Here is a 25,933-nt window from a genome sequence, read left to right as displayed (position 1 = left end):
TGGCGCTGAATAATCCGCTTCAAAAGCTCCAGTTTGAAGACGAATACTGAGGAGTAAGGCTATGAAAGATTTAGTTAAAGACGTTTTATCAATATTCTCTCCACACGACGTTAAACCGGTTCTGATCCGTTCTGGGTTATCACATCGTGAATTAGCCTCCATGCGCGCCGTCGGCGTGACCTCCGTCAGTTGGGCGACCACCCTGGAGGAATTAAATAGCGCTTTTGTTAAGAAAGCTTTGGATGCCGGTGCCGTCGGCTACCACATCACCAACGTGGAATCCCATAAACAGGGCAATGAAGGACAGCACGTCATGGCAGGTACGGCCACGCTCTACAATATTAATCATAAACTGGCCTACGATTAACGCCCCAATGTCCTGACAAGATAATCAAACGCCGCAATTTCGAAAGATTTGCGGCGTTCAAAAACCTGTATTCGCGCAGGCCATTGTTAAGGACCAAAACGTAATAACCAGAATACCCGCACGCTATTTCCAACCCTTAACCCACTGTTTATTTAACCGAAAACCCCGCAGGCTTCGGCGATGGTTTATGTCGTGTATATTGTGGGTACAGGCCGTGAGAGAGAGCAATAGAGAGCTTGCTGTAAGTCACCTACATCCCTTATGCTAACCCCTTAGCTTCAATGACTCGGGGTGCCCTTCTTTGTGAAGGCTGAGAGATACCCGTATTACCTGATCTGGATAATGCCAGCGTAGGGAAGTCGTGGTATCCCACCGGTACCCCTTCTTGATCGCCGGTTGGGAGTTTTATGACCACTCGACCTACCGTTTTTCCCGGCGCATACGCCGCCAGTGCCTTACAACATCTTCGTCAAGCTTCTCCGCTGGTGCATTGCATCACCAATGACGTGGTGCAGTCGATCACCGCGAACGTTCTTCTGGCGCTCGGGGCTTCTCCGGCGATGGTGGTTGACCCGCGTGAAGCCGCGCAGTTCAGCGCCATGGCCAGCGCGCTGCTGGTGAACGTCGGTACGCTCACCGAATCCCGTGCCGAATCCATGCTTGCCGCCATTCACGCCGCTAACCAGGCGCAGAAGCCGTGGGTGCTTGATCCGGTTGCCGTCGGCGCACTCAGCTGGCGCTCAGAGTTTTGTCAGGAAATTATCAGACTTCAGCCTGCTGCAATCCGCGGAAACGCGTCTGAAATCATGGCGCTCAGCGGCCTGGCGGCTTCTGGTCGTGGTGTCGACAGCGCCGACACTTCATTGGCCGCACTGCCTGCTGCGCAAACTTTGGCTCGCCAGACCGGTGCGATTATTGCGGTCACCGGCGAGATTGACTACGTCACCGACGGTGAAAACAGTGTGTCAGTGCCGGGTGGCAATGTGCTAATGACCCGCGTAGTGGGCACTGGCTGTGCGCTCTCGGCCGTGGTTGCCGCTTTTACCTCTTTGCCGGGCGACCGTTTGGCAAACGTGGCTGCGGCCTGCCGCGTGATGTCTCGCGCCGGTGAGCTCGCCTGCGAGGTGGCTAAGGGGCCGGGCAGCTTTACGCCGGCATTTATGGACAATCTCTATCTGCTTGATGCTGAAAAGCTTAACGGAGGGGCGCTATGACCCGACGTATTAATGCGCTCACCATTGCAGGCACTGACCCAAGCGGCGGTGCGGGTATTCAGGCTGACCTGAAAACTTTCTCCGCGCTGGAGGCCTATGGCACCAGCGTTATCACCGCACTGGTGGCGCAAAACACCCGTGGCGTGCAGTCGGTCTATCACATTGATCCGCTATTCGTGGGGGCACAGCTCGACTCGGTGCTGAGCGACGTGCGCATTGACAGCGCCAAAATCGGCATGCTGGCCAACACACAGGTGGTGGAAGTGGTCGCAGAGCGGCTGCGCTATTACCGTAAGCTGGAAAAGGCTCCGGCCTACGTGGTGCTGGACACCGTGATGCTGGCAAAAAGCGGTGACCCGCTGCTGACGCCGGACGCCGTGGAGGCGCTGCGTAAATGGCTGTTGCCGCAGGTGTCGCTGATTACGCCAAATCTACCTGAGGCGGCGGCGCTGTTGGACTGCGCCGTCGCGACCGACGAGCGTGAGATGTGCCGCCAGGGTGAAGCGCTTTTGGAGATGGGGTGTGAAGCGGTATTGATGAAAGGAGGCCATCTGAGTGACAGTGAAAGCCCTGACTGGTTAATGACCGCTCACTATCGTGAACGCTTTACTGCGCCGCGCATTGCCACCCGTAATACGCACGGCACTGGCTGCACACTCAGCGCCGCGCTGGCTGCAATCAGGCCGAGAAAAGCTAACTGGATTGACACCGTCAGCGCAGCCAAAGACTATTTACAGCAGGCGTTGCAGCAGGCGGACTCTCTGGAAGTGGGTGAGGGCATCGGCCCGGTTCACCATTTTCATCGCTGGTGGTGACGCTGTTGCTCAAAGCAGCCTAAGGCACCTTCTGCCCGTTCAAACATTTGTAGCGCATCGTGTAGATGCTGCGCATCGAAGGGGTTTAACGGGTAGAACTTCTCCTGCTTGTGGGGGCGAAGTGAAAGCCTGAGGCGAGTGGGGCCAGTATTCTTTTTCAATATTTCAAACAGATAGCTGGCCACCTCGTGGGTCTCGGGATGTTGCCAGGCCAGCATAAACGCTGCCGCACCGTCGTTGCGTCGGGCAATAAACATCCCCTTGTGCCACAGTCCCTCGAACTCTCCCTCTTTTTGCAGCTTACCGTTGGTGAAGAACAGGCTATTGCACAGTCCGAGCAGCCTGTCGGCCGTGATGCTGTCCTGCAACGCGTTCCACAGCGGCTGGCCGTTTTCCCGCTGCCAACAGGCGAGCCCCAGATAATCATTCAGCTCGCGCCAGTCGGCCTCAAGCCGCGCCTTAACCTCGTCTTCCTGAATATTTTGATATTGCTGAAGCCCATTCTGCGTGGTGTCTAAACGATTGTAAGTAATCACTTTCATTGTCCTTGGCCGGCGACGAAAGGTGATCCACAGTAAGGGTTTGGGGATGCTAAACATGACCGACTGCACGCTCAGGCGGTACTGATTGCTGCGGGTGAATACGATACCGTCGGCGCTGCCGCGTTTGTTTTGATAGCGGCGGATCAATACCACCGGATTGAGCGCCATCCAGCCGGTGACGTAGTGCTCTTTGTCGCTGCCCACGCTGTCGAGATCGCGGGCAATCTGGCAGATCTTCTCTTCGTCGAGATGAGACAACGGCAGCGTATTTTGGGCATTGTAGTAGAGTTTTTGCAGCGGCGTAGATAAAGCGTCAATGACCGTCATCACGTGTCTCCTGCCAGTAAGTCGTGGTAGTTAGCTTACTCTACCCTGTTATACAGGTTGGCTCGGACTGCATAAAACGTGGAGCGGATCGCACTCTATTTGCGGTTGATTGCCGTTATTCGACGTCGAACCATTCGCTGTTTTGTTCCGCGATGGGCGTGATAGAGAAGATCATCTCCTGCAAATGGGCACGCAGCGCCTGCTCGGCGGCGTCGGGGTCTCTTGCCTCGAGGGCGGCATAGATAGTGTAATGCTGGGCGATAAGATTTTCTGGTGGAGAGACTTTGCTCAGTGAAAAGAAGCGCACACGGTCCATGGTGGCCTTGATATTCTCAATCGTTTCCCACGCCAGTCGGCAGTCAATAATCTGTGCAATCAGGCGGTGAAATTCGTCATCCAGCTGCAAAAACTCCTGCGCCTGATGGCTTTTTGCCGCCAGTTCCTGGCGTTGAAGATTGTGTGCCAGCAGAGAGAGGTCGTGGTCTGTCACTACGCCTGCCGCCCGGCGAATAACCGCCGTCTCCAGCGCCTCGCGAATAAAACGCCCATCGGCAACGCGTTTGGCTGAAATCTTCATCACGAAGGTGCCGCGCTGAGGCAGCACCTGGACCAGTCCGGCCTCGGCCAGCTTGATAAAGGCCTCGCGGACCGGCTGGCGGGAAACGTTGAACCGTGCCGAGATTTCTTTTTCGGAAAGAAACGCGCCGGGCGGTATCACGCAGGCAACGATATCCTGTCGCAGGGTGCGATAAATTTGCTGATTTACCGGTACGTTACCGTTCAACTCATAAGATTCTGTCATGGCGAAGGCGGAATTCCGAAATTGAGATAGCCTCATAATAGCATGACTTTCCAAGAGGTTTTGCGCTGGATGTTGTTTTGGCTGCGGGCAAAGGCCTATGTCTGAAAAGACTTTGCCCGCCAAGGTTTAGCGTTTTTCTCCCCAGCTGTGGTATTCGCTACCGCGCACGCCGGGTGCGGTTTCTGGCATGAGCATTAGGCCGATAAAAGAGATGATACCTAGTACAATCATATAAATAGCTAGCCCATGGTAATCGCCGCCGGTCGCCTGCAGGATTTTGACCGCCACCAATCCCAGCACGCCGCTGCCAATGAGTGAGCCAATCTGCCAAATTAGCGCGATGCCGCTACAGCGAATGCGGGTGGGGAACAGCTCCGGAAAGTATGACGCCTGCGGGGCATAGCACATGCTGTGGCCAAAGGTCAGCGCCAGAATCATCGCTATCTGCGTCATCCAGAAGGTGTCCTGCTTCAACACCAGAAAGAAAGGCACGATACCTATCACTAGCAGCAGAGTACCAGCCATGTAAACCGGCCTGCGGCCGACTTTATCGGAAAGTTTACCCATCAGCGGTATCGAAATAATTTCCAGAATCACCGCAACAATCATCGTATCGAGCAGCACGCTGGCGCTGAGGTGATTGGCCTTGCCGAAGGCGAGCACGATAACGGTAAACATCGCGAAGGCGCAGGCCTCGATAAGCTTCGCGCACACGCCTTTGACGATAATGCCGGGATAGCGGCGAATCACCTCGATAACCGGCCGCGACTCGACCGCTTTGGTTTTACGGATTTCAGCGAAAACCGGTGATTCGTCAATTCGTAAGCGGATAAACAAGCCAATAATCACCAGCAGCAGGCTAATCAGGAACGGAATGCGCCATCCCCAGGCCAGCATTTGTTCGGCGCTAAGCTGTGAGTTCAGCACCGCAAACAGGGCCGAGGGCAGCAAAAAGCCAAGCGGCGCGCCAATCTGCACCCAGCTGGCGAAGAATCCACGACGTTCAGGGCGCGAATATTCGGCGGTCATTAGCACCGCGCCTGCCTGTTCGCCGCCGACGCCAAATCCTTGCAGCACGCGGATCAGAATCAATAATACCGGCGCCCAGAAGCCAATTTTTTCATAGGTGGGCAGCAGGCCGATACAGAAGGTGCCCAGCCCGACAATCAAAATGGTGATGACCAGCGCCTTCTTGCGGCCGACCTTGTCGCCGATGTGGCCGAAGACGATACCGCCAAGCGGGCGGGCCAGAAATCCGACGGCATAGGTGGCAAAGGCCGCCAGCGTGCTGACCAGCGGATCAGAGCTCGGGAAGAACAGCTGGCCGAAGAACAGCACGGCTGCGGTTCCGTAGGCAAAAAAGTCGTAGTACTCGGCGGCCGTGCCGATGGCCGATGCTCCGGCGACGCGTTTTAACAGCGAACGTTCTTGCTGAGACATCGCGGCCTGAGACGAGGTTGAAACCTGTGTCATTGTAGGGTGCTCCAGGTATCCCCGACCGTCAGGCCGGGGGAATGGGCTCAGGAGTGAGAGATACGGGTCTGGGGCTGATGTTTTGGTGGTTTGATAACAAAGAACACCAGAATTGCGCCCAGCGCCGCCACGCCACCGGCCAGAATAAAGGCGCTGTCGAAGTGACCGGTATTTTGCACAATAAAGCCGGTGGCAATCGGACCAATAATGCCGGACACGCTGCCGATGAGATGAATAAAGCCGCTGGCGCTGCCGACTTTCGATTTATGCACCACGTCCTGAATAATCGCCCAATAAATTGCGCCGGTGGTGTAGAGGAAGAAAATAGACACCGACATCAGCATTACCGCGGGTACCACGCGGGTCACTACGCCCGCCAGCGCGACGCAAATCGCTGCCGCCAACAGGCTGACGACCAACACAATTTTGCGTGATAACAGCAGGCGGCCAGTGAGGTTAAATATTTTATCGGAAATAATACCGCCGAGTGCCAGACCAAAGAATCCGACAATCCACGGAATAACCGTCGTCAGACTCATCTCTTTAATATTCAAGCCGTGCGCCTGCACCAGATACGCCGGGAACCAGCTTAAGAAGAAAAACAGAATATAGTTGTAGCAGAAGAAGGCGAAGGCGGTGACCAGAATAATAGGCTGGCGCAGATAATACCCCAGCGTCTGCGCAGATTGGGTCAGGTCCTCTTCGTCATTGATTTTCTCGGTTTTCAACCGATTAACCCACTGGCGCTCATGCTCGGTAACGCGATGACTTTTCTCTGGATTATCGGCAGCAGTGAAGAACCATACCAGCATCCAGACAATACCTATTGAGGCGATAATCATAAATGCCGGACGCCAGCCGAAAGAAATCGCCAGATAGCCGACAATCGGGCCAGCGACTGCTCCGCCGAGCGGTGATCCGGCGCTGAGTAAGCCCATCGCGGTCGCGGCCTGTTTTTTCGGAAACCAGCCGTTGATCATTTTATTCGCCGATGCGCAGATAGGGCCTTCGGCCATGCCGAATAATACCCGCAAAATCAGCATCGAATAAAAACCGGTGGCGATGGCGGTCATGCCGCAGAATATTGACCACAGCCCGACGGCGAGACCCATGACTAACGTCGGGCCAAATTTATCGACCGCTAATCCGCCAAGGAAATTAAATATGGCGTAGCCGAAGAAGAAGCTGCCAAATATCATCCCAAACTGCTCGGGATTAATAGTCAGCTCTTTCTCTATCATCGGGACAGTAATCGAAAGTGCAACGCGATCGAGGTAATTTATCATGTAGACCAGACACAGCAGGAGTACGATGATCCAGCGTAGATTCTTAAACATGAGCAGCTCCACTTGGTGTTATTTTAATAGTGATGCGTGAGGTTTTTAATTAGGGTATTCAGGGTTAAGACTTTTGGTATTAAATAAATGGGCCTCAAATTTCAGGCCCATAAATAAAGCATTAAAACTTGAGCAGCACTTTGCAGCAGGCGCGCTGATCTTTCTCGAATAAGGTCATTGCGGCTTCAATCTCTTCACCTGGCATACAGTGCGTCACCAGTTTTTCGGGATTAAGCTTGCCCTGCGACATCCACTCAATAACCTGCGGAAAACGATGGCTGTTGAGGCGCGACGAGAACAGTGAAATTTCTTTACTGGTAATGCTTTGCTGCGTGATGCTGCTGGCCTCGCCGGAGAACCCCATCATACCGATGCGAGCGGCAGGAGAGGCGACGTTGATGGCCTCCTGCAAAATGGCCGGATGACAGGCGGCGTCAATCACCAGCGTTGGGCGTATGTTTTCCACCGCCAACGGTTCTGCCACCGACTGATGCTGATTGTTGATAGCCCAGTCTGCCCCGTTCTCGCGTGCCATTTGCAGGCGTTCATCGATGCGGTCAGTCACAATGACCTTCTGCACGCCGTAAACGCCCTTGAGAACCTGAATCACCGTCAGCCCCATTGGGCCCGCGCCATAAACCAGGGCGGTATCCTGAGGCGTCGGCTTCAGGAAGGCGGTGATGTTGGCCGCGATAGTAAAAGGTTCAACCATGCTGGCGAGTGAATCGGGAATTGACGGCGGCACTTGATAGGCGTTTTGCGCCGGGGCGACGGCGTAGTCGCTGAATCCTCCATCACGGTGTACACCGATAACCTGCAATTCGCTGCACACATTGGGACGACCTACCGAGCAGGGATAGCAATGGCCGCAGCTGACCACCGGGTCAATCACCACGCGTTCGCCGATGCGCGCCGGGTCAACGCCTTGGCCCACGCTGTCTATATGGCCGAAGAACTCGTGGCCGATGACCCGTGGGTATTTGGCGAAGGGGTTGTGGCCGTGAAAAATGTGTACGTCCGAGCCGCAGATACCGGCGTAGCTGACTTTTATGCGCACCTCTCCCGGTGCAGGTTGCAGCAGCGGGCGGGTCTCGATAGTCAGTTTACCCGGTTGCTGAATAACAATACTTTTCATGATGTTGCTCTCAATGAAGGCGTTGATTCGATTACCAGCTCCACAGCGTGCCGTCTTCCAGTCTTGCGACGGGCAGATACGCCGGATCGTAGGGATATTTCGCCGCCAGCTTCTCGTCGAATTCGATGCCTATCCCCGGTTTTTCGCCCGGATGCATGTAGCCGTTATCGAAGGTCCAGTTATGTGGGAACACCTCGAGCATCTGCTCGGAATAACCCATGTATTCCTGCACGCCGAAGTTCGGCACCCACAGGTCGAAGTGCAGCGCGGCGGCCATGCACACCGGCGACAGATCCGACGGGCCGTGCGATCCGGTACGCACCTGATACAGCGAGGCGAAGTCGGCGATGCGGCGCATACCGGTCACCCCACCGGCGTGGGTGATAGTGGTGCGGATATAGTCGATCAACTGCTCTTCAATCAGCTGTTTACAGTCCCAGATACTGTTAAAGACCTCGCCGACGGCGATCGGCGTGACGGTATGCTGGCGGATCAGTCGGAAACATTCCTGATTTTCAGCTGGCGTCGGATCCTCCATCCAGAACAGGCGATAGTCCTCGACGCTCTTGCCGAACCGCGCGGCTTCAATCGGCGTCAGGCGGTGGTGCATGTCGTGCAGCAGGTGCTCGTTAAAACCATATTTATTACGCACCGCCTCGAACAGTTTTGGGGTGAAATCGAGGTATTTTTCAGTCGACCACAGCTGTTCCTCTGGCCAATTGCCTTTGGTGGCCGGTTCGTAGGCCAAGCCTTTGCCTTTGGTGACGCCATAGCTGGTTTTCATCCCCGGTACGCCGCACTGCACGCGAATGGCCTTGAAACCTTCTTCTTTGTGGCGCGCATAGTCTTCCAGCACTTCATCGACAGAATGGCCGGTGGTGTGGCAGTACACCATCACGCCGGTGCGCGATGCGCCGCCCAGCAACTGATAAAGCGGCATGTTGGCGGCCTTGGCCTTGATGTCCCACAGCGCCACGTCAACGGCTGAAATCGCCGACATAGTGACAGGGCCACGACGCCAGTACGCGCCCTTGTAGAAAAACTGCCAGATATCCTCAATCTGATGCGCGTCGCGGCCTATCAGCTGCGGGCAGACATGGTCTTTCAGATAAGAGGCTACGGGCAGTTCACGACCGTTCAACGTGGCATCACCCAGGCCGGTGAGGCCGTCGTCGGTGGTAATTTTGAGGGTCACAAAGTTGCGACCTGGGCAGGTAACGAACACTTCGGCGTTAACTATTTTCATCAGACAAGACCTTTTGCAGGAGAACAGGCGTTATGCATTGATGAAAAAATACGCCCTTATCTAACTACCATACAAGTATGCAGATCGATTTTTGCAGGATGAGATCACAGTTTGTTGCGCGATTGTTATTCACTCAGTCGGGGACGTGCAGAAGGAAGCGGTAAAGCAAAACTGCCGGGGATTACCCCAGCAGTGCACAGTGTGGCGGCAGGCGGCACTGTAGCGCATTTGGCAGGATGTCGATGCGAAAATGCTTTCCGGTGAGCGGTTCACCGTCGAGGTTAAAGGTCATATCGTGAGGGGCATTGATTTCCAACCACGGCAGCGAGGCCGAGAGAATATTCTTGTTCTCTTCGTCGCTCAGTAGGCTGCGCAGAAACGATGGCAACAGCTCTTCCGCCGTCAGCAGGCGGAGCTGTATCAGCCCGTCGTTGATCAGTGCGTCGGGACAAATCACCTGACCGCCGCCGGCCTGACGTCCATTGCCAATGCCAATGACCAGCGCATCGCCTTGCCATGTGAAGTCGGGGCCAGTAATCTCGCAGCGGTCGGCTTTGAGGGTATCCATTCTCAACAGGCCGTGGATAAAGTATGAAACGCCCCCCAGCGCAGACTTGAGTTTTTCGGGCGTTTCGGTGGTGATCCGCGTGCCGAAACCGCCGGTCGCCATGTTGATAAAATAGTGCTCGTTGTTGACGCGCGCCAGATCGATATCCGTCGCACGGCCCTGAACGGCGAGCTTCAGCGCCTGATCCATCTCAATTGGGATGCTGCAACTGGTGGCAAAGTCATTGGCGGTGCCAAGTGGAATAATCCCCAGGGCAGGGCGCGAATCCGTTGAATGGGTGATAAGGGCGCTCGCGACTTCGTTGATGGTGCCATCACCTCCGCCGGCAATCACCGTTTCAACGCCGAGCTCAATGGCTTCAATCACGTAGCGTGCGGCATCGCCGTGCTCCCAGGTGACGCGAACGGCAAGCTCTACGCCTTCTGCTCGCAGGTTGTACACCGCCTCGCGTAGGGCTTCATTGCTGGCACCTTTTCCATTGATTATCAGCAGTGCCTGTGTCTGAACCTTCATTGCACCCTCCATGCTTAATTTAGTCTATGGCTATAAAGTAAATGATTATTGTTACTAATAGCCATAAGAATTTTCAAGGAAAAGCGCCAACAGGCCTGAGATTAATGGTAATAATTGCGCAGTAATTAAACAGCTGAGCCATTAACTATTAATATATTTTTAAATTAGCAAGGTGTTAATTAATTATTAATGAGGAGGGAAAAACGGGATAAGGTACAAATAAAATAGTGCCAGCTCAAGGGTGTTTGAGCCGGCGAAGAGGTGGTGACTGTTTTATACGGTTTTTTTCCATTCGGGTCTTGCTGCGGGAAATATATTAACCCGAAAGGCCGAAGCCGTATTGTGATCAAATTCTAGTTTTTGCATCTAAAGTGGAAATAAACACCGCATTGAAACGGTGTTTATTGATTTAATTAAAGGTTTGGATTACGGGTATTAGTATTATCCAGCAGATTCCTTAATAGAATCGCGAAGGCCAAAGGCATTTCCTGCGGCACCGGCAAATAAACAAAGTGGCCGTTTCCCGGTGCGACGTCGATGTCTTCCCCTTTCTTGTTATGCATCTGTTGTATGAAAAACTGCACGTTACCTTCGGGGGTCATGATTTCGATGCTGTCGCCGACCGAGAAACGATTTTTGACGTCAACCTCGGCCCAGCCTTCGTTACGCCCACTGCCGCGTTGTCCGGTGAATTCGCCGGCAAACTGCTGTCTGTTGCTGACGGAGAAACCATAGTCGTAATTCTGCTGCGCCTGATGCACGTGACGACGAAGAAAACCCTCGGTGTAGCCGCGATGGGCGAGGCCTTCTAGCGTGGTGAGCAGCGTCGGGTCAAAGGGCTTACCGGCGACGGCATCGTCAATGGCGCGGCGGTAGACCTGCGCCGTGCGGGCACAGTAATAAAACGACTTGGTGCGACCCTCAATTTTTAATGAATGCACGCCCATCTGCGTCAGGCTGGCAACGTGTTCGATGGCCCGCAAATCTTTGGAGTTCATAATATAGGTGCCGTGCTCGTCTTCGAACGCACTCATGTGCTCACCCGGATTGAGGGCTTCCTCGAGCATAAATACGCGGTCCGTTGGTTGCCCTGCGCCTAAGGTTGGCGTGACCGTTTCAATTTGCTTAATGGCGACAGGCGGGTGCTGGTGGACGATATTGCCGACCTCATCCTCTTTGCCTTCCTGAACCTTGTATTCCCAGCGGCAGGCGTTGGTGCAGGTCCCCTGATTCGGATCGCGTTTATTGATGTAGCCTGAAAGGAGACAACGGCCGGAATACGCCATGCAAAGCGCGCCATGCACAAACACCTCAAGCTCCATTTCAGGAACCTGCTTGCGGATCTCGGCTATCTCCTCCAGCGACAGTTCACGAGAGAGAATGACGCGGCCGAGCCCCATCTGCTGCCAGAATTTGACCGTTGCCCAGTTTACCGCATTGGCCTGCACCGACAGGTGTATCTCCATCTGTGGAAAAGCCTCTCTCACCATCATGATCAGGCCCGGATCTGACATGATCAATGCGTCAGGCTGCATGTCGATCACCGGCTGGAGATCGCGCAGAAAGGTTTTCAGCTTGGCATTGTGCGGCGCGATGTTGACGACTACGTAAAATCTCTTGCCCAGCGCATGCGCTTCGGCGATACCGAGCGCCAGATTCTGATGATTGAATTCGTTATTGCGGACCCGAAGGCTGTAGCGCGGCTGACCGGCGTACACGGCGTCGGCACCGTAGGCAAAGGCGTAACGCATATTCTTGAGCGTACCGGCGGGCGAGAGGAGTTCTGGGGTTAACATGGCGAGTCTCTATGGCTATTGTCTGATTTCAGGTCAGGGCCGCGACGATAGACGCTGCGGGGGAGAAAGGCCGGAATTGTAGCGATGAAAATAGCGAAGAGAAGTAGGGGATTAAGGCTATTTGCGGTTGGAATGATGCAGATCAACTTCTTTAAAACTATTGACGCTGCCTTTACGGGGCAGCGTCGTATTTCACACCGAGTTTCACACCAAGGTGCTCAAGTTTAGCTAGTGATGAGTCGTCAGATCGCGAATGTCCGTACTCGGACCATTTTGGACTACCGACTTCATGCCCTTTTGAGCAGCACTTGCAGCTGTGTACATTTCACTGACGCCAATGACCTGATGATTTTTTGCCCGCAGCACAAAATAGTGCTGCCCGTCTTTACTGGGCTTGATCTCATATTGTCCTTCGTCGGCGGCATTGATTTGCACAGAAGTAATTCCATTCTCAGCAGACGCTTTGCTGGCGTACATTTCGCTGCTAAGGATAACTTCTCCGTTACCGGCCTTCAGGTTAAAGTGAAACTGTCCGTTCTTCGCTTTTTTAAGATCATAGTGACCCGTCGCCATAAAGGTACCTCCAGTAGTTGAATAATCCATCACTCATTATAGCCAATGGTTAATTTTCAACCGCAGGAAAAACCCGTTACTTTAGATTTTCAGATGAATTTGTGACATATGCAGCAGACTTATGTTAACCGACAAGGATCTGCTTCCCATCGGTAGCCTACCCCATAGACGGCGCGGATAAACGCCTTGTCACCGTCGATAGACTCCAGCTTGCGGCGAAGATTTTTGATGTGGCTGTCGATGGTCCTGTCGGTCACCACGCGGTAATCATCGTACAGATTGTTTAGCAACGCTTCACGAGTGAACACGTAGCCCGGTTTTATCGACAGCGTCTTGAGCAGGCGGAATTCAGCGGGAGTCAGGTCCAGTTCAACGCCCTGATAATGTGCCTGGAAACAGCCTTCGTCGATGTGTAGCCCTACGCCGTCGGCCATCGGTTCGTTCGGGCGGTAGCAGCGACGCAAAATGGTTTTAACGCGTGCCACGACTTCGCGCGGGCTGTAAGGTTTGCAGATATAGTCATCGGCACCGATCTCAAGCCCGAGCAGGCGGTCGATCTCTTCGGTTTTCGCCGTCACCATCATGATTGGAATATCAGAAAACTGCCGGATATCACGGCAGATACTAAGCCCGCTGCTGCCGGGCAGCATCAGGTCAAGCAAGATCATGGTCGGTGGATTGCTCTGCACCAGCGGCACCACGTCGTTGCCGTTGGTCAGCCACTCGGTGGCATAGCCCGCAGCCTGTAGGTAATCCACCAGCAGTTGGCCGAGCTTGGGTTCATCTTCAACGATCAAAATTTTAAGCGGTTGTGCTTCCGCATGGGCGAATTCATTCATTACATTCTTTGTCCGCTAGGAAGTGAAAGTGGCAGCTGCAGGATAATCCTGATGCCACCCGTTGGAGAATGCTCGGCTCTGATTTTACCTCCGTGGGCCTCGACGATGTTCTGGCAGATAGCCAACCCGAGACCGGAACCGCCACTGGCGCGGTTACGCGATCCTTCTGTACGGTAAAAACGCTCAAATATCCGCAGAAGCTGCTCTTCGTTCAGGCCCGGTGCGCTGTCCTGAAAATAAACCTGTAGGCACTTGTCACGACGGGTGGCGATAATATCCAGACCGCCACCTGAATCAGTATAGCGCAGGCTATTTTCAAGCAGATTATTAAACAGTTGGGAAAGCCGATGCGGATCGCCAAATATCGGCGCCTTGTCGGGCAGCGTGCTGGTCAGATGCAGCTGCTTGGCGTGGAAGCGTTCGCGAAAGGCGGCCTCGGCCAGTTGAATCAGATGCACGGCGTCGGTCTCTTCCTTGCGGTAGGCCAACGCGCCCGCGTCGGACAGCGACAGCTGGTAGAGGTCGTCAACCAGCTTGGTCAGGATAGCGACCTCGGACTGTAGCGAGGCCAGCGACTCCATTGACATTTTCCTCACGCCGTCCTGTATTGCCTCGAGCTCACCGCGCAGCACCGCCAGCGGCGTGCGCAGCTCGTGCGAGATATCGGCCATAAAGGCGCGCCGCATCTGCTCATTTTTTTCCAGCGTCATCGCCAGTTGGTTAAAGTCTTGCGCCAGCTTGCCGAGTTCATCCTGAGTGCCCACCTCGACCCGGCTGCTGAAATCACCGGCGGCCAGCTGATGGGTGCCTTTGACCAGCCTTTTCACCGGCGCCAGCATGCCGCGCGAGAGCAGCCAGGTGACGGCGGCGGCAAGCAGCGTGGTGAAACCCATGATTATCCAGCTGGTGCGTCTCTGCTGCTGGTCAAAGTTGATGTCGGCATTGCGGGTCAGGCGCTCGGCGGGGGTGGAGACTACGGTGCCAATAAGCTCGCCTTTGACCCTCATTTGTCGCCCGGTGCCGACCAAATCGGGCGGGATATCCGACTCGGAACCGGCGATGCGCTGATTGCTGCTGTCGAGTATCCAGAATTTTGTCCGCCAGCCGACCGGTGGCAAAATCTGACTGTTTTCGTCGTTCTGGTCGAAGGTGTGCATCATCTGGTAGACGGCTTTATCGTTATTTTTAACGAAATCCCAGTTGCCGTGCTGCTCGTACTGCTGCTGAAGATAGTCGGCGATCATCTCCACCCGCTGCTCGTTGCCGTGGCGGATATAGTCGATGAAGCCCCGCTCGAAGCTCATTCGAACGCCCCAGTTCATGGTGACCATCACCAGACTGCTGGTGAGAAAGATGGCCAGAAACAGCTTGGCGGTGATACCTGGTTTCATGATTTTCTCGCTGGGTCGGAGGAGGCCGTGGCGTTGTGGCGGCGATCAAGGATGACGTTGGTTTGCGATTCGTCCGGTACGCGCAGGAAAATCCACGCTGGGAAGGCAATGATAAGCGTCATGCAGAAATAGCAATAAATGAAGGCGCTTTGCATCGCGTCGCTGCCGGGGTCTATCTGCTGATGGGCAAACAGGCCAATCAGAATGCCGGCTACGCTCACCCCCAGACTCATGGAAAGCTGCATAATCATCGACAGCAGGCTGTTACCGCTGCTGGCAAGACGCGGCGGTAAATCTTTGAGCGTCAGCGTATTCATCGATGAGAAGCGCAGAGAGTTGACCATGCCCTGGAAGAACAGCACCACCGGGATCATCCAATAGGCGCCGTAAATGGCGACCAGCGGCATGCAAAGGGTTATTACAGAAAGCAGCAGCGTGGCACTCACCAGCGCCCGGCGATAGCCGAGCTTATTGACCAGCCTGACGACAATACGTTTCATCCCCATGCTGCCGAGCACCATCGGGATCATCATCAGCCCCGCGTGGAACGGGGTAAAGCCCATTCCCAGTTGCAGGAATACCGGCGTCATAAACGGCAGCATGCCGCTGCCGATGCGGCCGAGGAAACTGCCGGTTAGCCCAATGGAAAAGGTTTTGGTGTGAAACAGGCGCAGCGAAAAAAGCGCCGAGAGATTGCCGCGCGCGTGCAGCCAATAAGCGCCGAGCGCCGCCGCACCGACGATGACCAGGGCGACCAGCGTCAGCGGCGAAAGGCCCAGGCCTTTGTTTCCTTCCAGCGCCAGCGTGAGGGTTGCCATGCAGACCGCCAGCATGACAAAGCCGCTGATGTCGAAGCGCCGCGTCTGCATCTTGTAGTTTGGCATCAGCGTGAGCGTGGCGATAGCGCCTGCCAGCCCCACGGGCAGGTTAATCAGGAAGATCCAGTGCCAGCTGGCGTACTGCACCAGAAAACCGCCGAGCGCCGGGCCCATCAGCGGGCCAATCTGTCCGGGCAGGGTGACGAAGGTCATGGCCGCCATGTATTCACTGCGTGGCACTATCTTGAGTACCGTCAGCCGCCCGACCGGCACCATCATCGCACCGCCGACTCCTTGCAGCACGCGCGACATCACCAGCTGTTGCAGCGTGGTCGACTGCGCGCAGAGCAGTGAGCCGAGGGTAAACAGCACGATGGCCGAGAAGAACACCCATTTGACGCCAACCTTGTCGGCCAGCCAGCCGCTGGCGGGCAGCATCACCGCCACGGTGAGCACGTAGGCAACCACCACGCTGTGCATGTGTAGCGGGTTCACGCCGAGGCTTACGGCCATCGAAGGCAGGGCGGTGTTGACGATGGTGGTGTCGAGGGACTGCATAAAGAAGCCGAAGGCGACAATCCATAGCTGCCAGCGCACTGAAATAGGTAGGGTGGTTCCTGTAGCCTCAGTCATCGATTTGTCGTGCCCAATAAATAGTGCCTAAATTGAGGTTATTGCTCACTGCGTTGATTCAGCTTTTCTGGCTTACCGAATACCCGTGGAAATAGACAGAGAATAAAAGCATAAGCGGATAGAGCACCCGCGTCGACCCTAGAAATCCGGACTTTTACGTTAACGCCTTCCTTGGCGGACTTCATTCAACGTTCTGATTCGTTGATTTTTTATTTTAGCGAGCAGAAATCACCTTCACATCGTTGCACAGTTTAGCGAATCTCGGGGGTGAAAAAATGGAGGAAATAAGGAGTCCCTTTCATTCTGTGACAATAAAACCGGGTGATGATGACTGAGTATTATCGGCTCAAGGTGCTAAGGTTAGTACTGTGATTTGCAGGCTAATCAAATTCTTCATTCATAGTAAGTCATCAGAAAAAGGAGAGCATGATGAGTAAAAGAGAATTGGGTCGTTCCGGTATCCAGGTTCCTTTGCTGACCTTTGGCGGCAACGTATTTGGCTGGACTATCGACCAATCGACCTCTTTCAGCGTTCTTGATGCGCTTTTGGAACACCAACTTAATTTTATCGATACTGCCGACGTATACTCTCGCTGGGCCGAGGGTAATCAGGGCGGTGAGTCGGAGACCATCATCGGTAACTGGCTGAAGAAGAGCGGCAAGCGCGATAAAATTGTTCTGGCGACCAAGGTGGGCATGGAGATGGGCGACGGTCAAAAAGGCCTGTCCCCGAGCTACATTAGACAGTCGGTTGAAAACTCGCTCAAGCGTCTGCAAACGGACTACATCGACCTGTATCAGGCGCATAAAGATGACGAAGACACTCCGTTAGCCGACACGCTTGCCACTTTCGATGAACTGATCAAAGAAGGTAAGGTTCGTGCCATCGGCGGCTCCAACTATTCGGCGACCCGCTTCGCCGAGGCGCTGAAAGTTTCCAAAGAGCAGGGTCTGGCGCGTTACGAGACGCTGCAACCCGAGTACAACCTCTACGACCGCAAAGACTATGAGTCAGGTCTGGAGAAAGTGGTGACCGACAATGACGTTGGCGTGATCAACTACTATTCGCTGGCGAGCGGATTCCTGTCGGGTAAATACCGCAGCAAGGAAGACGCCACCAAGAGTAAGCGCGGCGGCGGTGTGGTTGAAAAATACCTTAACGATCGCGGGCACAAAATCATTCAGGCGCTGGATGAAATTTCCGAGAAACACCGCGCGTCTCCGACGCAGGTTTCGCTGGCCTGGCTGATTGCGCGTCCGAGCATCACCGCGCCTATCGTGAGTGCCACCTCGTTGAAGCAGCTTGAGGATCTCTCTCTGGCCACCAAATTGAAACTCGACAAAGGCGACATCGAGGCTCTGGATAAGGCCAGCGCCTGGAAGTAATGCCTGGTTTTGACCGGTTAGCCGGTTAATAAACAAGAAAAGCGCCGACGTGAGTCTGGCGCTTTTCTTTTATCAGGCGGTCGGTCGCTGTTAACGGAACAGCGTTTGCGCCCAGCGCGCCAGACCGGCGGTAACCGAGCCAAAATCGTTGCCCCCGACCAGCGGGATACCCGGCAGCTGTTCCTGCAATGCTGTACGCAACAGAGGTGAGCGCGCACTACCGCCGGTCAGATAGATGACGTCCGGCTTGATGTCGCTGCTGGCAAGCGCAAGGCTGACCTGCTCCTGAATGCGTTCCAGCGGCTGCGCGATGGCTTCGCTGAGCTGCTGTTGGCTGATGCTTTCCGCCAGACCCGACTCGATAAAGTCCAATGCGGCGGTAACGCTCTGGCGTTCGGACAGCGCAATCTTGCTCTCCTCCGCCGCCCGCACCAGACGGTAGCTCAGGCGCTGCTGGTGGACCTTCAGCAGGCGTTTAACCTGATCGGGATTCGCCGCATCACGGATCATGTCGCGAAGCATACGGCCGTTTGCCACGCTGTAGAAATCTTGCTGCGCGGGAACGTCGTTGGTGGCAACCGCATTCCAGAAGGGCAATGACGGCATCGCGATGCCTTTCTGTGATTCGCTGCCCATGCCAAACTGCGGGGTCAGCTGTTTGAAAGCGGTCATGATGTCCAGATCGTTACCGCCTACGCGGCAGCCGCTATGGCCCAGCAGGCTGTGCTGACGCTCAGCCTTGCCGCGCCAGCTCGGTCCCATCAACAGCACGGAGCAGTCGGTGGTACCGCCGCCGATATCGACCACCAGCACGGTTTTGTCTTCGGTCAGCGTAGCCTCAAAGTCCAGACCCGCTGCGACCGGCTCGAACTGGAAGGCCACATCGCGGAAACCGGCACGCGCCGCGGCACGTTCAAGGATACCCTGCGCCTGACGGTTGGCTTCTTCGCCACCCATACCCTGGAAGTTGATCGGGCGACCAATCACGGTCTGCTCGATGGTCTGCTGTACCACCGATTCGGCCTGGCGCTTGATGTGGAACATCATGGCGCAGACCAGGTCTTCAAACAGAGCTATCTGCTGCGGCTTAAGGCCGTTGGCCCCGAGGAACGACTTCGGCGACCGCACGAAGTAAACGTCTTCCGGATCTTCCATATAGGTCGCCAGCGCCTGTAGACCGAAGTGCACGCTGTTGCTGTTGACCTGAATATCTTCTTCACGGTTGAAGCTCATGCTGCGGCGCAACAGCTGCTGATTCTCATCGCTGCCCGTTGGTACCTGCCAGTGACGATGCAAGCATTCACTGACTGCTTCACGCGTCGGTGCACAAAGCATGGAAGGCAAATAGGCATCGCCATTTTCTAACGCCAAAAGCTCTGCGTCGTTGTCACGCATCACGGCGACGGAGCAATTCGCCGTACCGTAGTCAAATCCAATAAACATCACGGTTCCCCATGCCAAAGAAGGGGGGCGACTTTACCGGAGTCGTTGCCGGCAGGCAAGAAGGAAGTAGGAGATAAAGAGGGAAGAAGGGTTGTTAACAAATGACGGATAAAAAAGACCCCAGCTGCGAACAAATTAGCGGCATTTTTTATCGCCGATGATTTCATTGCTCAAATAAACCGCCTATATTATTTAACTTGATAAAACAAAATATTCACAATTAACGAATAACTCTAACCCTATCGTCCGGTCATATTTCATTAAAGGCTGTTGACTAAGACAATCTTTAGCTAATGATGACTCTACGGCGCTGATGCAGGCCTTCGCGCCGCGTAGGCTACATTTATTAATCTGTCTGATGTTAACCATTTATTAAGGACTTCCCGGTGGCCAACGCAAAATATCTCCTTCCTTATAATCCTCCTTATGACTGGGGCTGGATGACCGCCTTTCTCGGGGCGAGGGCGCTCGCAGGCATTGAACAGTTTGACGACCAGGGGCCCGAAGGTTTCAGCTATAAAAGAACGCTGGCAATAAAGGAAGAGGATGTAAGCGTCAGCGGCTGGCTCAGTTGGCGGCCCCGGGAAAGCCTGCACGCCGTTGAGCTGGAGGTCTCTCTTTCTCTCGTGCCACACATCGAGACGGTAAAACGAAGAGTGCGCAATCTGCTGGATTTGGACGCTGACCCGCAGGCCATCGCGCAGGCACTGGGGCCATTAGCGGAAGAGGCGGCGGGGCTGCGCTTGCCCGGCTGTATCGACAGCTTCGAGCTTGCGGTCCGCGCCATTCTTGGCCAGCTGGTCAGCGTCAAGATGGCGGCAACCTTCTGCACCAGACTGGCCAGGCTGTGCGGCGAGACGATTGATACGCCCTACGAAGCGTTGACGCACTTGTTTCCCACCCCGGCCCGCGTAGCAGCACTTGAAGTGGATGCGCTGCGCGCCCTCGGCGTGCAGGCCAAGCGTGCGGCATGCCTGATTAATCTGGCAAAATCGATAGAAAACGGGGAGTTGCCGCTCTACGGCATTACCGATGCACGGCAGGGGATGAAGCAGCTGCTGGCGATGCCGGGGATCGGCGGCTGGACCGCCAGCTACATTGCTATGCGCGCCTGGGGCGAGAGAGACCTCTTTTTACACAGCGACTATTTAATAAAGCAGCGGTTCCCAAATATGACGCCTGGAACAATAAATCGCTATGCCGAAATTTGGAAACCCTGGAGAAGTTACGCTACGTTACTTATTTGGAATAGCCCGAATTGGAAACCAGAATAATCAATTGTTAAATTTGATGGTAATAAATGTTATCCCATGATGTCTGTAAGGATGCAGTTATTAAATAAATGAAATCCTATTTACATCGTCAGGATTTGAAATCAAAAAACCGCACAAAGTGGCCGAAAGTTTTTTAACATTTTAAAGAAATACACGTACAATTCATACGAACCGAAATTGTCTCTACTGCATTAGGCTGAATGTGTCTTTAATCCTGATCAATTCTTCTCGAAGTTTCTCACCTGCGTGGTGGGGTATCTTCGCGATCCTCATATTAATGCTGACGCCAGCGATCTCCCGATCTCTGGACCACTTTAGTATGGGCGCTGCGAAAACGTCTGTCGCGACGGGTTCGGTAGCGAGCTTTGTATCAGGGGCAAATAGAGTCATTGCAACCGGTATGAAGGACCATCAGTCATCAATCTCAGAACAACTCAGCCGCATGCAAATGCAGTTGAACGCGTCGGCGAATGATGTCTCGGTGCATGAAGATTTACCTTGCTCTCATTGTGCATTAATTGACCAGTTGTCTATAATTAGCTTGGGAAATGTAATGCTTCAGTGGTCGGGTAATCTCAGTGCTTTCGTACCCAGAGAACATTTCGATTCTCCGCTGTTGAGCTTCTTTAAACAGTTGGAGTTTCAACCCCGCGCTCCACCGTTTTAACTGATCACCTGCGTTTATACATACAGACATCGTGTTGTACCCGTGGCTCGCCACAAAAATTTGATTTTATTTTAGTCTCTTGGTTATTGGGTGCTGCTTTGGCATCTGGACTGCTGTGACTTTTTTTCGAACAAACTGACTGTCTGTCTTATGAAACTTTCTATGCAATCTGAGGTAATGCCATGTTTGGCTTAACTGCACTGGATCTTGCAAGGACCCAGTTCGCCTTTACAGTGTCGTTTCACATTATTTTCCCGGCGATCACCATAGGTTTGGCGAGTTTTCTGGCTGTCCTTGAAGGGCTCTGGCTAAAAACTAAACAAGATTCCTATCGTGATCTGTATCATTTCTGGTCCAAAATCTTCGCCGTAAACTTCGGTATGGGCGTGGTTTCTGGTCTGGTCATGGCCTATCAATTTGGTACCAACTGGAGTGGATTCTCTGACTTCGCGGGTAACATCACCGGTCCCCTGTTGACCTATGAAGTACTGACCGCGTTCTTCCTGGAGGCTGGCTTCCTGGGCGTTATGCTGTTTGGTTGGAATCGTGTTGGACCTGGTCTGCACTTCTTCTCCACCTGCATGGTTGCTCTGGGAACTATCATCTCAACCTTCTGGATCCTGGCGTCGAACAGCTTCATGCACACGCCGCAGGGTTATAGCATCGTTAACGGCCTGATTGTTCCAGTTGACTGGCTGAAAGTTATTTTCAACCCGTCATTCCCGTACCGCTTGTTCCACATGAGTATTGCGGCGTTCCTGGCATCTGCATTCTTCGTGGCTTCTTCTGCTGCTTACCACCTGCTGCGCGGAAACAACACGCCTGCAACACGTAAAATGTTCTCCATGGCAATGTGGATGGCGCTGATCGTGTCTCCTATTCAGGCAGTGGTGGGCGATGCGCACGGACTGAACACCCTGAAATACGAACCTGCTAAAATCGCAGCGATTGAAGGCCACTGGGAAAATCCAGATGACAAGCCATCTCCGCTGGTGCTGGTAGGCTGGCCTGACATGACCGCCGAAGAGACTAAGTACAAGATTGAAATTCCCGATCTCGGAAGCATCATCCTGACGCACAGTCTGACCAAGCAGATCCCTGCGCTGAAGTCATTCCCGAAAGAAGACCGTCCTGACTCTACCATCATCTTCTGGACATTCCGCATCATGGCGGGTCTGGGTATGCTGATGATCCTGTCTGGCTTCGTCGGTCTGTGGATGCGTAAACGCGGTACCCTTTACACCAACAAAACCTTCCTGCGCTTCATGCTGTGCATGGGACCTTCTGGTCTGATTGCTCTGCTGGCGGGTTGGATCACCACTGAAGTGGGTCGTCAGCCTTGGGTTGTTTATGGTCTGCAACGTACCAAAGACGCTGTTTCAGCGCACGGTGTTGTACACATGAGCATTACCCTGATTGCCTTTGTTGTTATCTATTGCTCAGTATTTGGCGTCGGCTACGGCTACATGATGCGTCTGATCAAGAAAGGTCCTCAGGAGCACGAAGGCGAACATCATGAAGATGGTGGCCCGGGTAAACAACGTACCCCAGCTCGTCCTCTGTCTGCTGTAGATGAAAAATTAAGTTAAGGAGCTGATAATGGGTATCGATTTACCGTTGATCTGGTTCGTCATTATCGTATTCGGCATCATGATGTATGTCGTTATGGATGGTTTCGATTTAGGTATTGGTCTGCTGTATCCGTTCGTTAAAAAGAGCGAAGACCGTGACGTTATGATGAACACCGTTGCCCCTGTTTGGGACGGCAACGAAACCTGGCTGGTGCTGGGTGGTGCGGGCCTTTATGGTGCGTTCCCACTGGCTTACTCGGTCATCCTTGACGCGCTGGCCATGCCGCTGACTATCATGCTGTTTGGCCTGATCTTCCGTGGTGTTGCCTTTGAGTTCCGTTTCAAGGCGAGCGAAGAGAAGCGTCACATCTGGGACAAATCCTTCATTTGGGGTTCCGTAATAGCGACCTTCTGTCAGGGTGTGGTTCTGGGCGCCTTCATCGACGGTCTGCCGGTGGTTAACCGCGTCTACGCTGGCGGTGCGATGGACTGGCTGACGCCGTTTACCGTGTTCTGCGGGCTGGGCCTGATTGTTGCCTACGCTCTGCTGGGTTGTACCTGGCTTATCCTGAAAACTGAAGGCAGCCTGCAACAGCGTATGCATGACCTGGCTAAGCCACTGCTGTTCGTACTGCTTGCAGTATTGGCAGTCGTCAGTATCTGGACGCCAATGACTCACGCCGACATCGCACACCGTTGGTTCAGCACACCTAACTTGTTCTGGTTCCTGCCAGTGCCTGTTTTGGTTCTGCTGGTGTCCTTCTTTATTGTGAAAGCGGTTAACCGTAATGCACACTACTCGCCGTTTATTCTGACTCTGGTACTGGTATTCCTGGGTTATAGCGGTTTGGGTATCAGCGTATGGCCAAACATTATTCCACCGTCCATCACTTTCTGGCAGGCCGCTTCGCCACCAGCAAGTCAGGGCTTCATCCTGGTGGGTGCGCTGATCATTATCCCAATCATCCTGTTCTACACCTTCTGGGGCTACCATGTGTTCCGCGGCAAAGTCACGCCGGACCAGGGTTACCACTGATAACGTAGTGAAGTTATGATTAAAGGGGCAGGGCGAGCCTTGCCCCTTATGTTTAAAAGATTGGAGGACTGAATGAAAAGTCTTATTACAATTCAACAGATGGATGACAAAACCGTTCCGGCGAAAAGCGTCTCCTTCTGGAAAAAGATTTCCTGGTTAGTGCTTATCTACGGCGGCAGCGTTTTAGCCCTTTTAGTCGTGGCCAGTGCCTTCCACATCCTGATGTTCGCAGCCGGTATGAAAACCCACGGCTAATCCGCCCTGAGTGCGTGTTCGGGAAAGTTAGCTGCGAGTATGTTGGGATAGACCACATCGCTCCCTGAATTTCAGGGAGCGGCTTGTAAGCGAATTAAAGCAGGAAGATTGTCGCCAGTCCGAGGAAGATAAAGAATCCGCCGGTGTCAGTGAGTGCCGTAATCATCACGCTGGAGCCCAGCGCCGGGTCACGCCCGAGTCGCACCATCGTCAGCGGAATCAACACCCCCATCAGTGCAGCCACCAGTAAATTCAGCACCATTGCTAACGTCATGACTGCGCCCATCGCCATATTGCCGTACAGCAGCCAGGTGACGACACCCATCAAACCGCCCCAGATAAGCCCGTTTATCAAGGCTACGCCAAGTTCCCTCAACAGCAGGAACGGCATATTGCTTAACTGAACCTGATGCAGCGCCAGTCCGCGCACGATCATCGTAATGGTCTGATTACCGGTGTTGCCGCCGATACCGGCAACGATGGGCATCAGCGCCGCCAGCGCGACCAGCTCGGAAATCGTGTGCTCAAACAACCCAATCACCCTTGAGGCAACAAAGGCGGTACACAGGTTAATGGCGAGCCACGCCCAACGATTTTTCACCGCCTTGCCGACCGGGGAAAAGACGTCTTCCTCCGGGCTGATACCGCCCATACGGCGCAGGTTAGCGTCTGAATCTTCGTTAACGAAATCAACAATCGACTCGACCGTCAGGCGGCCCATCAGCTTGCCTTTCAGGTCTACCACCGGAGCGGTTATCAGGTCGTATCGTTCAAAAGCGCTGGCCGCGTCGTCGGCTTTGTCGTCTGGGCTGAAAGTGGTCGGATCGTCGTTCATGACCTCCTCAACCCGTTGCAGCGGCGCATTGAGCAGCACGGTGGTCAACGGCAGTTCACCCAGCAGCAGGTTATTGCGGTCGGTGACGAACAGTTTGTCGCTGCCTTTAGGAATGATTTTGCGAAAGCGCAGATAGCGTTGCACGGCGGCAAGCGTGACGTCCGGGCGAATAGTCAACAGCTCGAAATCCATTATTCTGCCCACCGAGCTCTTGCCGAATTTCATCACCTCGCGGACTTTGTCACGCAGGCGGGGCTCCAGCGAGGTGAGGACGCGGCCGGTCAGGTCACGCGGCAGGTATTCGGCCAGATAAACCTGATCGTCGAGATCCAGATAGGCGATGGCGCGGAGCAGGTCTCTGTCGCTCATCTCCTCAATCAGGCTGTCCCATACGGTTTCCGAAACCTCGACCAGCGCCTTGCCGCGCACCGAGGGTTCGACCAGACTCCACAGCGCCAGACGCTGGTGTTCAGGCAGAGCTTCAAGAATATCGGCGAGGTCGGCGGCGTGCAGGGTGGCGACGCTGGCGCTAAGATCCGCGGTTTGGTCCATCAGCAAGGTGTTGCGCGGGTCTGCGGTTTTTTCGCCGAGAATACTGTCGGCTAAATCATCATTATTAAGCAGTAAATCAAGGATATGGTGACGAACTTCCGCCAATTTCTGAGAGTGGTTCTGCGGTTTTGCTGCTGACATTCAGAGTCCTTCTGCTATCTGTAAACAAAATTGCTGGGGCGAAAAACCAACAAAATGACCAACAATTAGGGCGCTTTTTCTGACGAGTCTTGTGACGAAACGGGTGTCACGGGTTGTTCAATCTGGGCCTGCTGCTGATTTTTATGATGGGAATAGGACCCGATCGCGGCATAGATGAGGCGACCAAACAGGATAATAAAGCTGATCGTCAGAATAATTCTGGTCATCTTGATGTTGTATTTTTTACGCATAGTGGCTTCTTTAGTCTATCTGAAGTGGGCCGATGAGCTCCGAAATAGTAAAACAATGGTCTCTATAATGTATGTTTAATATATAGCAGAATGCCAGGATCATCTAGCTAAAACGGACCGTAGAGAGTGGTAT

At 54.0% G+C, this 25,933-nt stretch carries 24 protein-coding genes and 1 riboswitch; of the genes, 9 read left to right on the top strand and 15 right to left on the bottom strand.

Annotated features, from left to right (window positions below):
- Positions 1-61: 61 nt before the first annotated feature.
- From BS640_RS05105 to thiD, 3 genes are all read left to right on the top strand, one after another.
- Positions 62-367 carry a YdgH/BhsA/McbA family protein gene (locus BS640_RS05105; RefSeq protein WP_017492388.1) on the top strand — a complete coding sequence of 102 codons (306 nt, stop codon included), beginning with the start codon at positions 62-64 and terminating at the stop codon, positions 365-367.
- A 277-nt stretch (positions 368-644) separates the two neighbouring features.
- A riboswitch (TPP riboswitch) is annotated at positions 645-741 on the top strand.
- 33 nt (positions 742-774) lie between these two features.
- A complete protein-coding gene (gene thiM, locus BS640_RS05100; protein ID WP_017492389.1) occupies positions 775-1,581 on the top strand; it encodes a hydroxyethylthiazole kinase in 807 nt (268 codons plus the stop codon).
- Positions 1,578-2,396: a bifunctional hydroxymethylpyrimidine kinase/phosphomethylpyrimidine kinase gene (gene thiD / locus BS640_RS05095; protein ID WP_017492390.1), complete on the top strand. Its 819-nt coding sequence runs from the start codon at positions 1,578-1,580 to the stop codon at positions 2,394-2,396. The genes thiM and thiD overlap by 4 nt, the downstream gene beginning before the upstream one ends.
- Here thiD and BS640_RS05090 read toward each other — a convergent pair.
- The 12 genes from BS640_RS05090 to mdtD form a co-directional block, all read right to left on the bottom strand.
- Positions 2,381-3,265 (bottom strand): hypothetical protein, encoded by an 885-nt coding sequence (locus tag BS640_RS05090; RefSeq protein ID WP_017492391.1) that lies wholly within the window; start codon positions 3,263-3,265, stop codon positions 2,381-2,383. The genes thiD and BS640_RS05090 overlap by 16 nt on opposite strands.
- Before the next feature lie 115 nt (positions 3,266-3,380).
- Positions 3,381-4,067, bottom strand: coding sequence for a GntR family transcriptional regulator (locus tag BS640_RS05085; protein ID WP_017492392.1), 687 nt, complete (start codon positions 4,065-4,067; stop codon positions 3,381-3,383).
- A gap of 126 nt (positions 4,068-4,193) precedes the next feature.
- Positions 4,194-5,540, bottom strand: coding sequence for an MFS transporter (locus BS640_RS05080; protein WP_017492393.1), 1,347 nt, complete (start codon positions 5,538-5,540; stop codon positions 4,194-4,196).
- A gap of 47 nt (positions 5,541-5,587) precedes the next feature.
- Positions 5,588-6,877 (bottom strand): MFS transporter, encoded by a 1,290-nt coding sequence (locus BS640_RS05075; protein ID WP_017492394.1) that lies wholly within the window; start codon positions 6,875-6,877, stop codon positions 5,588-5,590.
- A gap of 121 nt (positions 6,878-6,998) precedes the next feature.
- Positions 6,999-8,012 (bottom strand): Zn-dependent oxidoreductase, encoded by a 1,014-nt coding sequence (locus BS640_RS05070; RefSeq protein WP_084912115.1) that lies wholly within the window; start codon positions 8,010-8,012, stop codon positions 6,999-7,001.
- Between the two features lie 31 nt (positions 8,013-8,043).
- Positions 8,044-9,258: a D-mannonate dehydratase ManD gene (manD, locus tag BS640_RS05065; protein ID WP_084912114.1), complete on the bottom strand. Its 1,215-nt coding sequence runs from the start codon at positions 9,256-9,258 to the stop codon at positions 8,044-8,046.
- Positions 9,259-9,439: 181 nt separating this feature from the next.
- Positions 9,440-10,339 (bottom strand): lipid kinase YegS, encoded by a 900-nt coding sequence (gene yegS / locus BS640_RS05060; RefSeq protein ID WP_017492397.1) that lies wholly within the window; start codon positions 10,337-10,339, stop codon positions 9,440-9,442.
- Between the two features lie 413 nt (positions 10,340-10,752).
- Positions 10,753-12,135 carry a prephenate-dependent tRNA uridine(34) hydroxylase TrhP gene (gene trhP / locus BS640_RS05055; protein WP_017492398.1) on the bottom strand — a complete coding sequence of 461 codons (1,383 nt, stop codon included), beginning with the start codon at positions 12,133-12,135 and terminating at the stop codon, positions 10,753-10,755.
- A 228-nt stretch (positions 12,136-12,363) separates the two neighbouring features.
- Positions 12,364-12,708: a YegP family protein gene (locus BS640_RS05050; RefSeq protein ID WP_017492400.1), complete on the bottom strand. Its 345-nt coding sequence runs from the start codon at positions 12,706-12,708 to the stop codon at positions 12,364-12,366.
- A 119-nt stretch (positions 12,709-12,827) separates the two neighbouring features.
- A complete protein-coding gene (gene baeR / locus BS640_RS05045) occupies positions 12,828-13,547 on the bottom strand; it encodes an envelope stress response regulator BaeR (protein WP_017492401.1) in 720 nt (239 codons plus the stop codon).
- The gene (gene baeS / locus BS640_RS05040; protein WP_084912113.1) at positions 13,547-14,938 is read right to left on the bottom strand and encodes an envelope stress sensor histidine kinase BaeS; all 1,392 of its coding nucleotides are present in this window, start codon (positions 14,936-14,938) and stop codon (positions 13,547-13,549) included. The genes baeR and baeS overlap by 1 nt, the downstream gene beginning before the upstream one ends.
- A complete protein-coding gene (mdtD, locus tag BS640_RS05035; protein ID WP_084912112.1) occupies positions 14,935-16,389 on the bottom strand; it encodes a multidrug transporter subunit MdtD in 1,455 nt (484 codons plus the stop codon). Before mdtD ends, baeS begins: the two co-directional genes overlap by 4 nt.
- A gap of 429 nt (positions 16,390-16,818) precedes the next feature.
- Between mdtD and BS640_RS05030 the strand changes: the two genes are divergently transcribed.
- Entirely contained in the window at positions 16,819-17,775 is a 957-nt protein-coding gene (locus BS640_RS05030; protein WP_017492403.1) for an aldo/keto reductase, read from the top strand.
- A gap of 90 nt (positions 17,776-17,865) precedes the next feature.
- Here the strand turns inward: BS640_RS05030 and yegD are convergent, their stop codons facing one another.
- Positions 17,866-19,218 (bottom strand): molecular chaperone, encoded by a 1,353-nt coding sequence (yegD, locus tag BS640_RS05025; protein WP_017492404.1) that lies wholly within the window; start codon positions 19,216-19,218, stop codon positions 17,866-17,868.
- A 386-nt stretch (positions 19,219-19,604) separates the two neighbouring features.
- On the opposite strand from yegD, the gene alkA reads away from it, so the two are divergent.
- From alkA to BS640_RS05000, 5 genes are all read left to right on the top strand, one after another.
- Positions 19,605-20,492 carry a DNA-3-methyladenine glycosylase 2 gene (alkA, locus tag BS640_RS05020; RefSeq protein ID WP_084912111.1) on the top strand — a complete coding sequence of 296 codons (888 nt, stop codon included), beginning with the start codon at positions 19,605-19,607 and terminating at the stop codon, positions 20,490-20,492.
- A gap of 277 nt (positions 20,493-20,769) precedes the next feature.
- Positions 20,770-21,159, top strand: coding sequence for a hypothetical protein (locus BS640_RS22355; protein ID WP_376783551.1), 390 nt, complete (start codon positions 20,770-20,772; stop codon positions 21,157-21,159).
- A 182-nt stretch (positions 21,160-21,341) separates the two neighbouring features.
- Positions 21,342-22,748: a cytochrome ubiquinol oxidase subunit I gene (locus BS640_RS05010; RefSeq protein ID WP_084912110.1), complete on the top strand. Its 1,407-nt coding sequence runs from the start codon at positions 21,342-21,344 to the stop codon at positions 22,746-22,748.
- A 10-nt stretch (positions 22,749-22,758) separates the two neighbouring features.
- Complete coding sequence (gene cydB / locus BS640_RS05005; protein ID WP_084912109.1) at positions 22,759-23,766, top strand: cytochrome d ubiquinol oxidase subunit II; 1,008 nt, start codon at positions 22,759-22,761, stop codon at positions 23,764-23,766.
- 72 nt (positions 23,767-23,838) lie between these two features.
- A complete protein-coding gene (locus BS640_RS05000; RefSeq protein WP_017493834.1) occupies positions 23,839-24,021 on the top strand; it encodes a DUF2474 domain-containing protein in 183 nt (60 codons plus the stop codon).
- 94 nt (positions 24,022-24,115) lie between these two features.
- On the opposite strand, the gene mgtE is transcribed toward BS640_RS05000, so the two are convergent.
- Both mgtE and BS640_RS04990 read right to left on the bottom strand, forming a co-directional pair.
- Positions 24,116-25,549 (bottom strand): magnesium transporter, encoded by a 1,434-nt coding sequence (gene mgtE, locus BS640_RS04995; RefSeq protein WP_084912108.1) that lies wholly within the window; start codon positions 25,547-25,549, stop codon positions 24,116-24,118.
- A gap of 65 nt (positions 25,550-25,614) precedes the next feature.
- Positions 25,615-25,800: a YfgG family protein gene (locus BS640_RS04990; RefSeq protein ID WP_084912107.1), complete on the bottom strand. Its 186-nt coding sequence runs from the start codon at positions 25,798-25,800 to the stop codon at positions 25,615-25,617.
- Positions 25,801-25,933: the final 133 nt, after the last annotated feature.

Source organism: Rouxiella badensis, from assembly GCF_002093665.1.
Taxonomy (GTDB): domain Bacteria; phylum Pseudomonadota; class Gammaproteobacteria; order Enterobacterales; family Enterobacteriaceae; genus Rouxiella; species Rouxiella badensis.
The sequence above is the reverse complement of the archived record's forward strand: the minus strand, read 5'-3'. Positions and strand labels throughout refer to the sequence as shown.